The sequence below is a fragment of the Clostridium chauvoei genome (assembly GCF_002327185.1).
Classification (GTDB): domain Bacteria; phylum Bacillota; class Clostridia; order Clostridiales; family Clostridiaceae; genus Clostridium; species Clostridium chauvoei.
The window spans coordinates 2,624,951-2,640,606 of the sequence record NZ_CP018624.1; the positions used below are offsets into that span (position 1 = coordinate 2,624,951).

At 29.0% G+C, this 15,656-nt stretch carries 10 protein-coding genes and 1 pseudogene; 2 read left to right on the top strand and 9 right to left on the bottom strand.

What is annotated here, in order from left to right; all coding sequences use genetic code 11:
- Positions 1-1,719: an ATP-dependent nuclease gene (locus tag BTM21_RS12355; protein WP_096145450.1), complete on the bottom strand. Its 1,719-nt coding sequence runs from the start codon at positions 1,717-1,719 to the stop codon at positions 1-3.
- 403 nt (positions 1,720-2,122) lie between these two features.
- Between BTM21_RS12355 and BTM21_RS13595 the strand changes: the two genes are divergently transcribed.
- Positions 2,123-2,395, top strand: coding sequence for a hypothetical protein (locus BTM21_RS13595; RefSeq protein WP_131431668.1), 273 nt, complete (start codon positions 2,123-2,125; stop codon positions 2,393-2,395).
- A 169-nt stretch (positions 2,396-2,564) separates the two neighbouring features.
- Positions 2,565-3,526: pseudogene (locus BTM21_RS12360) on the top strand (IS3 family transposase).
- Positions 3,527-3,808: 282 nt separating this feature from the next.
- Here the strand turns inward: BTM21_RS12360 and rlmD are convergent.
- The 8 genes from rlmD to BTM21_RS12400 all read right to left on the bottom strand — a co-directional run bounded on the left by rlmD (position 3,809) and on the right by BTM21_RS12400 (position 15,656).
- A complete protein-coding gene (gene rlmD / locus BTM21_RS12365) occupies positions 3,809-5,176 on the bottom strand; it encodes a 23S rRNA (uracil(1939)-C(5))-methyltransferase RlmD (protein ID WP_021874591.1) in 1,368 nt (455 codons plus the stop codon).
- A 104-nt stretch (positions 5,177-5,280) separates the two neighbouring features.
- Complete coding sequence (locus BTM21_RS12370) at positions 5,281-5,643, bottom strand: DUF1540 domain-containing protein (protein ID WP_161493129.1); 363 nt, start codon at positions 5,641-5,643, stop codon at positions 5,281-5,283.
- A 459-nt stretch (positions 5,644-6,102) separates the two neighbouring features.
- Entirely contained in the window at positions 6,103-7,521 is a 1,419-nt protein-coding gene (pyk, locus tag BTM21_RS12375) for a pyruvate kinase (RefSeq protein ID WP_021874593.1), read from the bottom strand.
- 94 nt (positions 7,522-7,615) lie between these two features.
- Positions 7,616-8,575 carry a 6-phosphofructokinase gene (gene pfkA, locus BTM21_RS12380; RefSeq protein ID WP_021874594.1) on the bottom strand — a complete coding sequence of 320 codons (960 nt, stop codon included), beginning with the start codon at positions 8,573-8,575 and terminating at the stop codon, positions 7,616-7,618.
- Between the two features lie 460 nt (positions 8,576-9,035).
- Positions 9,036-12,596, bottom strand: coding sequence for a DNA polymerase III subunit alpha (locus BTM21_RS12385; protein WP_021874595.1), 3,561 nt, complete (start codon positions 12,594-12,596; stop codon positions 9,036-9,038).
- A gap of 19 nt (positions 12,597-12,615) precedes the next feature.
- A complete protein-coding gene (gene whiA, locus BTM21_RS12390) occupies positions 12,616-13,566 on the bottom strand; it encodes a DNA-binding protein WhiA (RefSeq protein ID WP_021874596.1) in 951 nt (316 codons plus the stop codon).
- A 210-nt stretch (positions 13,567-13,776) separates the two neighbouring features.
- On the bottom strand, positions 13,777-14,982 hold the full coding sequence (locus BTM21_RS12395) for an ABC transporter permease (RefSeq protein ID WP_079481683.1): 1,206 nt from the start codon (positions 14,980-14,982) through the stop codon (positions 13,777-13,779).
- A complete protein-coding gene (locus BTM21_RS12400) occupies positions 14,982-15,656 on the bottom strand; it encodes an ABC transporter ATP-binding protein (protein WP_021874598.1) in 675 nt (224 codons plus the stop codon). The genes BTM21_RS12395 and BTM21_RS12400 overlap by 1 nt, the downstream gene beginning before the upstream one ends.

Below are 15,656 nucleotides of genomic sequence, written 5' to 3' on the forward strand. Positions count from 1 at the left end.
TTACATTAATTCCTCTAACAATGACCTTATTTCAGTTATTTTTTCATCACTAATATAATTATTTTTATAATTATGCATAATATTTAACGGTTTTAAGTCTTTCCTTTTAGGAGTATCTATTTTTAAAAAATCTTCTATATCTGTTTCAAATAAATGTACATTTTTCGTAAATTCATTTTTGCTTTTATCAATAAATTTATTAAATATGCCTTGAATCCCTTTGCTTCCATCACTATCAATAAGTACAGAATGTGATATTGCTAATTTAGAGAATAAATTCATATATCTATTTATATTAAACTTCCCCATACAATCTATGATACATATATTACGTTCTTTTAGCTCTGTCCATTTTGTATTTATTAAATATTCAAAAAATATTTTTTCACTTGGTCCTTCACATAAAATTACATGATTAACAAAAAACATTGATGTTCTTTCTGAATCTAACCATAAAAAATACTTCATAGATTCCTTATCTAATATATCATCAATATTCGAATGTTCATTTGCTAAGTTTCTCTTCCTTATTTCAGCTTTTAATTTATTATCTGATGATTGTTCTAAAATTTCTTTAAAATATTTAAATATACTTATGTTGTCATCATATAAATCTTTTAAATCTGACTCATTCATTTGATATATTTCACTAATTCCATTTGATTTTTTTACCTTGCAAATATTTTTTAAATCTTCTGTATTTTGAGATACAAATATATTAGAATGTGTTGTAATTAATATTTGATTATTTTCTTCAGCTCCAAGCCCTCGTAAACTTATATTTAATCTTTCTTGTTGAGATGGATGTAAAAATACTTCTGGTTCTTCAAACAATATTAATTTCAAATTAGGGTTAAAATCAGTTTTTTTGATACTATCATCTTGGTACTTTGCTGATAATAATATTAATGTATATATTAAATGTCTTTGTACTCCCTGCCCACAGTTATCTATATCTATTGTATTATTAAGATTAATATCTTCTATATAATGGCTCATTAAACTTTTAATAATTTCTTCTTCCTTTATAGCATTTATTTGTATTCCAAAGTTTATTCCCCAAGTATTAATATTGCTATTAATATCTTGAACTAATGTATTTAACGAAATACCTTCATCCGTAACTTCTCTTTTAAATTCATTATTAAAAGTATCAAAACTACAAGCTAATTCTTTATAAGCTGGACTACTCTTCATAATTTTTTTCATAACATAACTTAATAAATTTCTAAACGGTGATGGACCTGTTAACTTTAATACCTCTGAACTTTTGCTTACATCCGGTATATATATAAGTTCACCTAATTTTGATTGAGCAATATTTTTAGCACCATAAAATAAATTTCTTGATAAAATTCCATTTTCATACGCATATATATTGCTCTGATTTGTTTTGACATCAATTTCCTCTGAGTTAAGATATTTTCTAACTCTTAAAGTATTATCATCATTTCTATATTCAACTTTTAAATTTTCATTTTCATATTCTTCAAGACTATACTCTATTTCTATCCAACTTTCCCTATCATCTGTATCGAATTTAGGAAAATCCTTATCTATATTAAATTTAATATTATCCTCATAAAATACTCTTAATGCAGTCATTATATTAGTTTTCCCTGAATTATTTTCACCTATCAATAATGAATAATCATACATATTAAATATATTATCTTTTATTGACCTAAAGTTATGAACTTTTACGCTTTTTATCTTCATGTCTTTTTCACCTAACCTCTTTTAAATATCCCTTTTAAACATCTATCTACTTATTACTCCAAATTTAATAGCATTTTTATATTTTCTATTTCTAATAACATTATCTGTTTGTATTATTTCATCTTCTATTCATTTTAACTCTATGTATATAACCCCCTATCTCTTTTTAATTTGCCCTTAATAACCCATTTAAATAGATTATACAATAAACATTTTACCATAATTAAACTTTTTTCTCACTATTATGATATATAACCTAACCACTCATTTTTTACATTCTCCTAAAGGATTTTTTATTTTTCTTTGTATACTAATTATATAAATACTTACTATATCTAAACCTATAAAAAATAAAAATCATTCATCTTATAGAGTTTATATTGAAGTAATTTAAGCCCTTTATATGACAGCTTGTAAAAATTTTAATACTATACATAGTACAGATATTAATGAAATAAAAAAACAATTATTAAATTTTGAAAGGTATGTTTTTACTCATAGTAGCTATAACTGTGTAATAACTATACTACCTGGACAAGAGCATTGTAATTTAAGCTTAGTTGATACATTTTCATATGAGTTCATAGATTATTTTAACATTACACTTGAAGATGAATGTATATGCATTCAACAACATAACCTTTCCCCTACTACAATTCATTTTAGATATAGCTAAGTTTGTAAAGTGATTATCAATAAAGATAGTCACTTTATTTTTTGGCATATAAAAATAATAAAAGCGAACTTCACCTAAACTGATACCTATAGACTAGACACTTATAAAAAAGTGTTTAAATCTATAGGTATTTATATAATTAAAAAAACAAGTTGGAGGTAGCTAATGAATAAGATTTTATTTACAGAAGAAGAATAAAATTGTTGCTAGAGCTAGTGAAAAATCTATAACTTATACATTTGAATTTAAAAGATTGTTTATAGATGAATATATTGCTGGAAAATTACCACGAGACATTTTCATTAAAAATGGATTTGATATAGAAATGATTGGAATGAAAAGAGTTGAACAATCTGCTGATAGATGAAAAAAACTTATGATAAAGGCAGAATTATATTCTAATGAGCGCCCTAGCAATAGAGAACTAACAAAAGAAGAAATTATAGAAAGACAAGAAGCTAAAATAAAGCTGCTTGAAGCACAGTTAGAATTATAAAAAAAATTAGACGAGAAAGAAAGGTTGTTGATAAACAAAAATAAAGAATTAAAAACTAGTGATAAATTTGAATTAATAAAATCTACAATTGAAGCAAATAACTTTAAAATCTTAACACGATATTTTTGTAAGCTTTTGGATGTTTCACGTTCGGGATATTACAATTATATAAATTCAGAGGATATAAGGTGAGAGCGGTATGGCTTATTTATCGACCGTTCTAGACGCTTCAACTAGTGAACTTTAGTGCACCATATATCTAAACGAATTACACTAGATATAGCAATTGAAACTATAATAAAGTTAAAGAAACAAACAAATGTAAAATTAAATTCAAATGCATTTATTCATTCTGATCAAGGATCACATTATACAAGCCCTATATTTCAATCTTTACTTTAAAAAATAAATTAGAACAATCTATGTCCCGTCGTGGGAACTGTTGGAACAATACACCTCAAGAATCATTCTTTGGTCATCTAAAAGATTCTGTAAAAAGTAAGAACTGTAATTCTTATGAAGAACTAAAAATTGAAATTGATAGATATATACTTTATTATAACAATTACAGATATAAATGGAATCAAAAAAAGATGACTCCTGTTCAATACAGAAATCATCTTCTTTATGCTTAATCCTCTTTTTTTATAATGTCCTTGACATCGGTATCAGTTTAAAGTGATTTCTCCCTTAATCCTGATTAATTCAATCTTATTTCAGTTACTAACTTCTGTTGAAGCCCTGGTTTCATCAGTGTTAATGACCAACTTATTTCGCCATTATATTTCTTCATACTCTCAATCTTATTCCTTGAAACTATCTCCCATAGAGCTATCTTTTTTCAAGAGCTACGGAGAGCACTTTGTGCGACCTCTTAGTCCTGGAGCACCTTCTTTTAGTGTGAGTTTTTTGTTAGACTATAACTTTTTATTTAACAACACTACATTTTCCACATGACTTGTATGTGGAAACATATCTACTGGTTGAACGACTTCAGTTTTAAAGCCTTGTTCTTCTAGTATTTTTAAGTCTCTTGCTAAGGTACTTGGATCACATGATACATATACAACTCTTTGTGGTTTTGCTTTACCTATAGCTTCTAACAGCTTCACATCACAGCCTTTTCTTGGCGGATCTACTACTATTACTTCTGGTTTTATTCCTTTTTCTATAAGCTCTGGAATGACTTCCTCTGACTTACCTACAAAGAATTCTGCATTTTCTACTAAGTTAACTTTAGCATTTTCTTTTGCATTTACTATTGCCGGTTCTATAATTTCAACCCCATATACCTTTTTAGCTTTTTGTGATAAAAATAGTGTTATTGTACCTGTACCACAATATGCATCAAACACTGTTTCATCGCCTGTTAAACCCGCATATTCTAAAGCTTTTCCATATAATACTTCTGTTTGGATAGGATTAACTTGGAAGAATGATAGTGGTGATATATTAAACTTAAAATCTCCAATATAGTCTGTAATTACGTCTTCTCCCCATAATGTTATACACTTTTCGCCTAATATAACATTTGTTTCTTTTAGATTAACATTTTGCACTATACTCTTTATTCCATTTATGTTTTCACTTATAGCCTTTACAAATTCATTAATATGTGGAATTTTATCCTTTAAAGTAACTAAAACCACCATTACCTCATTAGTTTTAAAGCCTCTACGAATCATTATATGTCTAAGTAACCCCTTTGGATTAAACTTACCATCGATAGTAGCTGGAGCTATATTATATTCTTCTATCCACTTTCTAGTTAACTCTACAACTTTATCTGCTATTTCATCTTGAATTAGGCAAGTTTCTAAATCTATTATGTTATGACTTCTTGGAGCATAGAAACCTATTGAAAGCTTTCCATTAACTAAACCAATTGGAAGCTGAACTTTATTTCTATATCTAATAGGGTTTTCCATTCCTAATGGATATTTAACTAAATCCTTAGATAGTCCCCCTATTTTATATACACAATCCTTTACTCTATCCCACTTAAAATCTAATTGCTTTTCATAATTCATATGTTGAACAGAGCATCCACCACATTTTTTATAGTATTCACATTTTGGTTCTAATCTTCCATCAGAAGTTTCTAGAATCTCTAGTAATTTACCGTATGCAAAGTTCTTCTTAGCTTTAACAATTAAGGCTCTAACCTTCTCTCCTGCTATTGCTCCCTCTATAAAAACTGGGTATCCATCTACTTTTGCAATTCCTTCGCCTTCATACCCCTGTGAAATTATATCTAAAGTATATTCTTTATTTTTCTCTAGCAAAATAATCACCTAACTCTTCCTTATTATTTACCGAATTCGTAATTATGATTATAACATAACAGTAAACAAATTCGAAGAAAATTTAAGGCAATTTAACTGTTTAACTAATATGCCTCAACAAAGGTTTCACAATTAGTTTCATCTAAAGTTCTTGCCTTTTGGCCTGCTACAGAAATATTTTCTGCAACACACGCACCTTCCTTATTATAATAACAATTTGATGCATCACAATAAACTGAAGGTGATAAAGAGGTTATATTGGAATTAAACATTTGCTTTACTCCATTAAATATACCTACATTGTTAATATTGCTAAATGTATTTTTTAAAGTAGTTTCTTTAAAAGTATTACAACAAGTTTCATCGCTAATATGAGAATATTTCCCTGATATATTTATATAATCTGCATTACAACTCCCTGAATGGTTATATACACACTTTGATGCTTTACAATTCAAACTTGACATATCAATCCATCCTTTATCTTTTTTTAATATTCTTTTCATTATTACTATAATTTATACAAATATATCAAATTATTCTTAAATCTAAGTTGATTTTTATTTTTAGATAAAAAAAAAGCACCCTTGGGTGCCATTGCAGAATTAGTTGCCATTTAATTCCATATTAATAGTATATCTATTTATTTCGATACTATACATTATATCCTAAAAATACTAAATGTAAATGTTAATTTTTTGTTAACTTTTCTTATTTTTATCTTTTTTATACTATTTTTATACTGTTTTTATACTATTTTTAAACTTTTTCTCTTTTAATTGATAATTAATATCATTTAAACATTTTCATATGCAAATAAAAAAATTAAATTTTATTATTTATTTATAAATTTTTCATTTAAAACTACTTATAGATATTTTATTGAAACAAAAAAAGAAGCCCTTAGGCTTCTTTTTAAAAGTGTATTATTCTACTATGCTTACTTTTAATAAGTTAGTAGATCCTACAGTATGAACTGGAACTCCAGCAGCTACTACTACTGTATCTCCAGCAGCTACATATCCGTTTTCCTTAGCTATTTCAACTGATCTTTCCATCATGTGATCTGTTGATTGCATTTGTTCTCCAACTATTGGGTTAACTCCGAAGCAGATAGCTAATTTCTTAGCAACTTTTTCATCTGGTGTTACAGCAACTATTGGACAATCTGGTCTACATTGAGATAATCTCTTTGCAGTTGCTCCACTTTGAGTTGATGAAATTATAGCTGAAGCTTTTAATTCGCTAGCAGCATTTGCAGCAGCTCTTGAAATAACTCCACCTATAGCTGGGATGTGAGTCTTAGCTGTTGAAACAGCAACCTTGTAGCTTAATTGCTTTTCAGCTTCTGCAGCTATCTTAGACATAGTTTCTACAGCTTCTACTGGCCAATCTCCGTTTGCTGATTCACCTGATAACATGATTGCATCTGTACCATCATAGATAGCGTTAGCTACGTCTGAAACTTCTGCTCTTGTTGGTCTTGGGTTTCTGATCATTGAATCTAACATTTGAGTTGCAGTTACAACTGGCTTTCCTGCTACGTTACATTTTTCAATTATCATCTTTTGAACAGCTGGTAATTTTTCCATTGGAATTTCAACACCTAGATCTCCTCTAGCTACCATTATTCCATCTGAAGCTTCAAGTATTGAATCTATGTTATCAACACCTTCTTGGTTTTCTATCTTTGATAATATTTGAATGTGTTCTCCACCGTTTTCTGCTAATATCTTTCTTATAGTTTGAACGTCTGAAGCTTTTCTTATGAATGATGCAGCAACTAAGTTAACACCAATTTCACAACCAAATTTAAGGTCTGCTATATCTTTTTCAGTTAAAGCAGGTAATTTTATTGAAACTCCTGGTACATTAACTCCCTTATGAGTTCCTACAAATCCAGTGTTTTTAACAACACAGTGAATTTTATTTCCTTCTATTGACTTAACTTCTAATCCTACTAAACCATCATCTATTAAGATTACATTTCCTGGTTTAACATCGTTAGCTAATCCTTCGTATGTTACTGAACATTGAGTTGCATCTCCTACAACATCTCCACCAGCATAAACTGTAAATTCTGCACCTGCTTGTAATTCAATTTTCTTAGGTTCGAATTTTCCAGTTCTTATTTCTGGTCCTTTAGTGTCTAGCATTACAGCTATTTCCTTGTTGTATTTCTTAGCTAATTCCTTTACTAAAAGAATTCTTCCCTTATGCTCTTCATGATCTCCATGTGAAAAGTTATGTCTTGAAGCGTTCATTCCTGCTTCGATTATCTTTGATAATATTTCTGGCTTTTCACTAGCTGGGCCTATTGTACAGATCATTTTAGTTTTTCTCATGTAATACACTCCTTTGGTTGTTTAAATATAATTTATATTTTTTTATTGCTTGCTTTTATAAAATCCTACTAAAATTAGTAGTAAATTTAATAACTTATTTATTTATTTCTTCAGCTGTCTTAAATAGTTCTTCATCAAAAGTTCTATCTAAAGCTAGAGCTTCATCTATATCTTGATCGATTATTTCGTTATTTCTAATACCTATAACTCTTGAAGTTCCTCCATTTAGAAGTACTTCTACAGCTTTTGCTCCCATTCTTGAAGCTAAAACTCTATCTGATGCACTTGGGCTTCCACCTCTTTGAATATGTCCTAATACTGTAGCTCTTGTTTCAATTCCTGTAACTCCTTCTACGTATTCAGCTAATTCTTGAGCTCCGCCTACACCTTCTGCTAATAATACTAAACTATGTATTTTTCCTTTGTGCTTTCCTTCTAGAATTACTTTACATAATTCTTCTTTTGTATATCCCTTTTCAGGAGTAATTATATATTCAGCTCCACCTGCAAGACCTGCATATAAAGCTAAATCTCCACAATCTCTTCCCATAACTTCAACTATAGAAACTCTTTCATGAGAAGTTGATGTATCTCTTATTTTATCTATTGCATCGATAACTGTGTTTAATGCAGTATCGAAACCTATTGTGTAATCAGTATAAGTTAAATCATTGTCAATAGTTCCTGGTAGACCTATAGTCTTTATTCCTAGCTTTGATAAAAGCTTAGCTCCCATGAATGATCCATCTCCACCTATTACAACTAAAGCATCTACGCCATAAGCTTGTAATATCTTAGTAGCTTTAACTCTTACTTCTTCTTGTTTAAACTCTAAACATCTCGCAGTTCTTAATATAGTACCACCTCTATGGATAATATCTGATACTGATGATCTATCCATATTAAATAGTTCACCATTAATTAATCCACTATAGCCTCTTTGAACACCCATAACTTCTAATCCGTTATATAAAGCTGCTCTTACAACTGCTCTTATTGCAGCGTTCATACCTGGGGCATCTCCACCGCTAGTTAAAATAGCTATCTTTTTCATGTAAACTCCTCCTTAACACCACCGGGACAAAGGTTGTCCCACTTTCTATGAAATAATCCATTTTTTATTTTACTATTCTGTAACTCTAGTATGCTGTTAAAGTTTTTATTTTTTTCTTTTTACCACCATTTATTATTTTACTTGCTATAAGAGTTTATTGCAACTAAAATAAATTAATTATTGACGATTTTTATCTACTTTTAATTCTTGTCTATAGATATTATAACCTACTTATTATCAATTTATATCTCAAATATAAATTTTTCAGAAATTAATTGATGTAAAATTTTTCATTTACCTTTTTGTTAATTTTTATGTAGAAATTTATCTTCTATAATATAAATTTGACAAATTTTCAATGTGATTTTAATAACTTCTTTTTGTTTTAGAACATTAAAATAAGATGGATATATTCTTTTTTATGTTACCCATCTTATCTTAAATATATTATTTTTTTATTTTAGTCCATAATTTTTACATTATCTTCCCCAACAATTTTTCTAAAATAATCTACCGCATCTGATTCCATATCAATCCAAATATCTCTAGACATTCTGTATTGTTTTTTATCTTCAGCTGTAAACATAAATACAGTTGTGTCACCTTTATATTCTTTAGGCATTGTTTCTTTTATTGTTTTTATTAATTCTTTTCCTGTATTAGTATTTTGAGTTCTTAAATAAACCTTTGTTTTATTTACTTTCTCTAAAGGATCTATAGCTTCACATATAAGCTTTGGAAGTTCATCTTCCTTTATGCTAACTCTACCTTTAATTGCTACTAATATATCTGGCTTTATTAACTCTCTAACTTTATCTAGTGTTCTAGGGAAAACTATTACTTCTATTATTCCTGTTAAATCTTCTAGCTTTAAAAATGCCATCATAGTATTACTTCTTGTAATTTTTTGATTTACTTCAGCAATAATACCACCTAATATTACTTTTTCTTCATCGTGTATAATATCTACTTTAATTTCTTCATTATTGTACGTTTCTTGTAATATTTCATAGGATTCAAATATTTTTTCTATATTAGTACTTGTTTGCATCTTTAAACTTTGAACATATTCATCTAATGGATGTCCTGATAAATATAATCCTGTCATTTCTTTTTCCATTGCTAGAATATGTTTCTTTGCAAATTCTTTTATATTAGGGTAATTAACTTCTGGTGCTTTTAAATCTTCTTCAGCTATACCAAATAAACTTATTTGACCATCAATATTTCTCTTTTTTTCATTTGAAACACCATCCATTATTTTTTCATAAACTGCTAAAAGCTTTGACCTAAATATTTTAAATTCATCAAAAGCTCCTGATTTTATTAAACTTTCTACAGCCCTTTTATTAATTGCTGATAAGTCTATTTTATTTACGAAATCCACTAATGATTCAAATCTTCCTTTTTTATCTCTTGCATAGACAATATTTTCAACAACATTTAACCCTACATTTCTAATTGCAGCTAATCCAAATCTTATTTTATCCCCTTTAACAGTAAATTTAGAATAACTTTCATTTATGTCAGGGGGAAGCACTTGAATCCCTAAACTTTCTGCAAAGTTTATATAATGTGCAACTTTTTCACTTGTTCCCATTACTGAGTTAAGCATTGCGGCTATTGTTTCTACAGGATAATACTTCATTAAATATGCTGTTTGATATCCTATTACTGCATAAGCTGCAGCATGACTCTTGTTAAAAGCATAACTTGCAAAGTCCATCATAGAGTCAAAAATCTTATTGGCTATCTCTTCTGATATTCCATTTCTTAGACATCCTGGAACTTCTAAATTCCCGTTTTCATCAGTAATACCATGAATAAAGTTCTTTCTTTCTTCTTCCATGACTTTATGCTTTTTCTTAGACATTGCTCTTCTTACAAGGTCACTTCTTCCCATTGAATATCCTGCAAGCTTTCTAACAATTTCCATTACTTGTTCTTGATAAACCATTACCCCATAAGTAACATTTAATATTTCTTCTAATTGTGGTGTATCATATTTAAGCTTACCTGGATTTCTTTTACACTCTATATATTTAGGTATTTCTGCCATAGGACCTGGTCTATATAATGATATACCAGCTATTATATCCTCTAGAGAATCTGGCTTTAATTCCTTCATGAAAGAAGTCATACCTGCTGATTCTAACTGGAATACTCCTGCTGTCTTACCCTCACCTATCATTTTATAGACTTCTTTATCTTCAAAGTCTATTTTATCTAGGTCTATATCTATTCCTCTATTGTACTTTATCATTTTAACAGCATCACTCATTACTGTTAAAGTTCTTAAACCTAAGAAGTCCATTTTTAATAATCCTAGTTCTTCTAAGGTCGTCATATCGAATTGAGCTACTATAGATTCATCATTTTTTTGCAGTGGAACATACTCCACTAATGGTTTAGATGCTATAACAACACCTGCTGCATGTGTTGATGAATGTCTAGGTAATCCTTCTAATTTTTTGCTTACATCTATTAAAGTTTTAACTCTTTCTTCTTTATCATAAGCTTCTTTTAGTTCTGGATTTAATTCAAGTGCTTTTTCTATAGTTATTCCAAGCATAGTTGGAATCATCTTAGCTATTCTATCTACCTCTGAATAGGCATAATTCATAGCTCTACCTACATCTCTTATACAAGCTCTTGGTGCCATAGTTCCAAAGGTTATTATTTGAGATACATTATTTACGCCATATTTCTCTACAACATAATCAATAACCTCTTGTCTTCTTTCATAACAGAAGTCTGAATCTATATCTGGCATACTTACTCTTTCAGGATTTAAAAAACGCTCAAAAAGTAAACTATATTTTATTGGATCTATTTTTGTTATACCTAAAGTAAAGGCTACTATAGACCCTGCTGCTGACCCTCTACCTGGGCCTGTTGGAATTCCATTATCATTTGAATACTTTATAAAATCCCATGTAATTAAGAAATAATCTACATACCCCATTTGGCGTATTACTGATAGTTCATACTCTAATCTTTTAACATATCCACAAGCTTCCTCATTATTTTTAGAGAAATCCACAACTTCCTCCACATTTAGTGGTTTATTTAAGAAATCTTTAAATACATCATACCTTTCGATAAGACCTAAATAACAAGTTTCTCTTAAATATTCATAAGGTTCTCTACCTTCTGGTAAAGGAAATTTAGGAAGCTTAGAAACATGGAATTCATAATCAAAATTACATTCTTCTGCAATCTTAGTTGTGTTTTCTAATGCCTCTTTAACATGAGAGAACATACTCCACATTTCTTCTTTAGATTTTAAGTAAAATTGATTTGAAGGATATTTTCTTCTATTTGGATCATCTATAGTTTTACCTGTTTGGATACACATTAATATATCATGTGCTTCTGAATCTTCTTCATTTATGTAATGTACATCATTAGTAGCTACAAGTGGAATATCCAGTTCTTTTGATAACTTTATATTCTCCTCCATAACTTTTCTTTGTTCTTCCATGCCATGATTTTGAATTTCTAAATAGAAACCATCTTTAAATATATCCTTGTATAAAAGTGCTACTTCCTTTGCTTTTTCATAATTATCCTTTAGGTGCCAAGACTGAACCTCGCCCCCTAAACATGCACTTAAAGCAATTAGCCCTTCGCTATGATTTCTTAAAAACTCATGATCCACCCTAGGTTTATAGTAAAATCCTCTTATTGAAGCTTCTGATACTATTTCCATAAGGTTTTCATATCCTTTTTCATTTTTTACTAAAAGAACTAGGTGATGCGTACTATTTTCTTTGTCATTGATTTTAATATCCATTGACTTAGCTGCAACATAAACTTCACATCCTAGTATAGGCTTTATGCCTTGATCTTTTGCTTCTTTATAAAAAGCAACGCATCCATACATAACTCCATGATCTGTTATTGCTATACTATCCATCCCTAGCTCTTTAGCCTTACTTATTATCTTTTTTATTTTTCCTGAACTATCTAATAAACTGTACTCTGAATGGAGATGAAGATGAGTAAATTTTTTTTCCACTCTATCACCTCATTTGTAACTAATAAGTTCCTGTTCTAACTTCTTCTGCTATTTTCTCTATTTTTCTTAATCTATGATTTACTCCAGATTTACCTACTGGTGGATTTAACATTTCTCCTAATTCCTTTAGTGATTCATCTGGATAGCTAAGTCTAAGCTCAGCGATTTCTCTTAAATTCTTTGGTAGTCTTTGAAGACCTATTTCTTTTTGAATAAGCTTTATGCTTTCAACTTGCCTTACTGCTGCATTTACTGTCTTACTAAGATTAGCTGTTTCACAGTTTACAAGTCTATTTACATTGTTTCTCATTTCCTTCATTATTCTTATGTTTTCAAGTTCTAATAATGATGTATGAGCCCCTAATATACTTAGAAGGTTAGATATTTGTTCTCCTTCTTTTATATAAATTATGTGACTATTTTTTCTTTGGATAACCTTTGATTTTAATCCAAAAGTATTTATTAGTTTACATAAATCTTTAGCATATTCTTCACTATGGGTAACAAATTCTAAGTGGTATGTTTTTTCAGGATTACTAATACTTCCTCCACCTATAAACGCACCTCTTACATAAGCTCTCTTTAATTCATCAGTTTTAACCATATCTTCATCAATTCTATAGTCTAAAGTTAAGACACCATCTACTTCTTTAAATATTCCCGTATCTCTAAGTAAATCCCTAACCCCCATAGATTCTTCAATAAGTACCATGTAAATATTGTTCTTTTTAAGAGAGTTACTCTTTTTAACCATTAACTTTGAATGTATATCAAAATGCTCCTTTAACAAACTAAAAATATGTCTTGCTGATGCTGGATTTTCAGTTGTTATTCTAAACGCTAAACCTAATCCGCTAAAGGATATAGTTCCACTTACCTTCATAATTGCCGATATTTCTGCTAATGCATCTTCTTTTGTTAATTCAGAATATCTGCAAATTTCTCCTTTTACTTTTGATGAAAATGACATAAACTACCTTCTCCTTGCTATAAGTGCGACTCTAAATCTTATATTTAGTCCCTATTATCAACTCTTCCACCTGTTTCGTAGAAGCCTTTTTGTTATCTATTCTTTATCAATTTATTATATCATAAAAAATATAAATTTTTAGATGTAAATTATAGATAGAAAATAAGAACTGATTTCAATTATAAAATCAGTTCTTAATTATAATATTTCCTATTTAAGTATATCTACAGTATTAGCACTTGCTGCTTTTTTAGCTGGTAATAAACTTGATGCTATTCCAACTACAATAGAAATAACTATGGCTATTGATGCTGTATAGAAGCTTGGTGTAATAGTAAGCTTCATAAACATAGATATAATGTTTGCTATTATTATTCCAAGTATATAACCTATTAATCCACCTGTTAAAGTTATTACAACACCCTCTATTAAAAATTCTCTTCTTATATCTTTTTTCTTAGCTCCTAAAGCTCTCTTTATTCCTATCTCGGCAGTTCTTTCAGATACAGATGTATATATCATATTCATTACCCCTATACCTGCTATAAATAAAGATATTCCTGCTACTGCTGCTATAAATAAAGTAATAGTGTTTAAAACTCCACCCATAAGCTTTATTATTCCGCTAGTATCCATAACATTATATTTACCCTTACCTCTATTGCTACCTACTTGATTTAAAGTGTTTTCAATACTTTTTATACTTTTCTTTACATCAGCATCTTTACTTAAAGTAATTTTTAATCCTGATATTGTTTTGCTTGTACTAAAGTATTTATTATAAGTACCTTCTGGTATTTGTATATCTCCTGACATATTAAAGAAACTTACCTCATCATCTGGGGGTGTCTTAACAATACCTACTATTTCAAAAGTAATTCCCTTAACAGTAACTATTCCACCTAAAAGATTTTCAAGCTTTCCAGCATTATCTTTTATTATAGTTTCTGAAATAACTATTACTCTTTTCTTTCCCTCACTATCGCTTTTAGTTAGATTTCTTCCTATTACATCTTTAGAGTCTCCTTCTTTAACCTTATTAGCTAATCCTTGAAACTCCTTACCCCTAACTTCTGCTGTAATGAATTCTCCGAATCTATTTGAATCAAAATTAAATTCTACTTTTTCAACGCCTTCTATATTTTCAACCGCCACTTTATCTGAATTACTAAAAATACTCCCACTTATCATAGATTGAGTTTTATCTTCACTAGATAAAGATGCCTCTAACACGACTTTACCTTGATCTTCACCTGTAAACTCTTTTATGGTTTTACTTTTGTATCCTTCACCTAATGCTACTATAGCTATAACAGCTGCTATACCTATAATAATTCCAAGCATAGTTAGAAAAGAACGCTTTTTATTTCTATTTAAATTTCTCAAGGCTGAAAAGATTAATACCTTTAATTTCATTATACATCTTCTCCTTCCTTAAGCTCTCCATCAAATATTCTCACCATTCTATCTGCTTTTTTTCCTACATTAATATCATGAGTAATTAAAATTATTGTAATTCCATCTTTATTTAACTCTTTAAAAATCCTTATAATCTCTTCTGATGTATGACTATCTAAAGCCCCTGTTGGTTCATCAGCAATTATTATGTCAGGATTATTTACTAAGGCTCTTGCTATAGATATTCTTTGTTGTTGTCCACCTGATAATTGAGTTGGATACTTATTTATTTTATCTATAAGATTTACTTTTTCTAATAACTCTTTTACCCTTTTTCCAGTTTCCCTTAATGTACATCCTCTATAAAGCATTGGTAGCTCTATATTTTCTTTTATTGTTAATCTTTTTATAAGATTGAAATCTTGGAATACAAAACCTATTTTTTCATTTCTAAAAGAAGTTAATTCATCATCTGATAAATCTCTTACATTCTTATTATTTAATAAGTAACTTCCTTCAAATTTATTATCTAGTAACCCTAGAATCTTTATCATCGTTGATTTTCCTGAACCTGAAGGGCCCATTATAGCTAAAAATTCACCTTTTTCAACCTTTAGGTTTATATTCCTTAAAGCATGTAATTTTTCTTCTCCTGAAATATAATACTTATTTATATCCTTCAGTTCTATCAT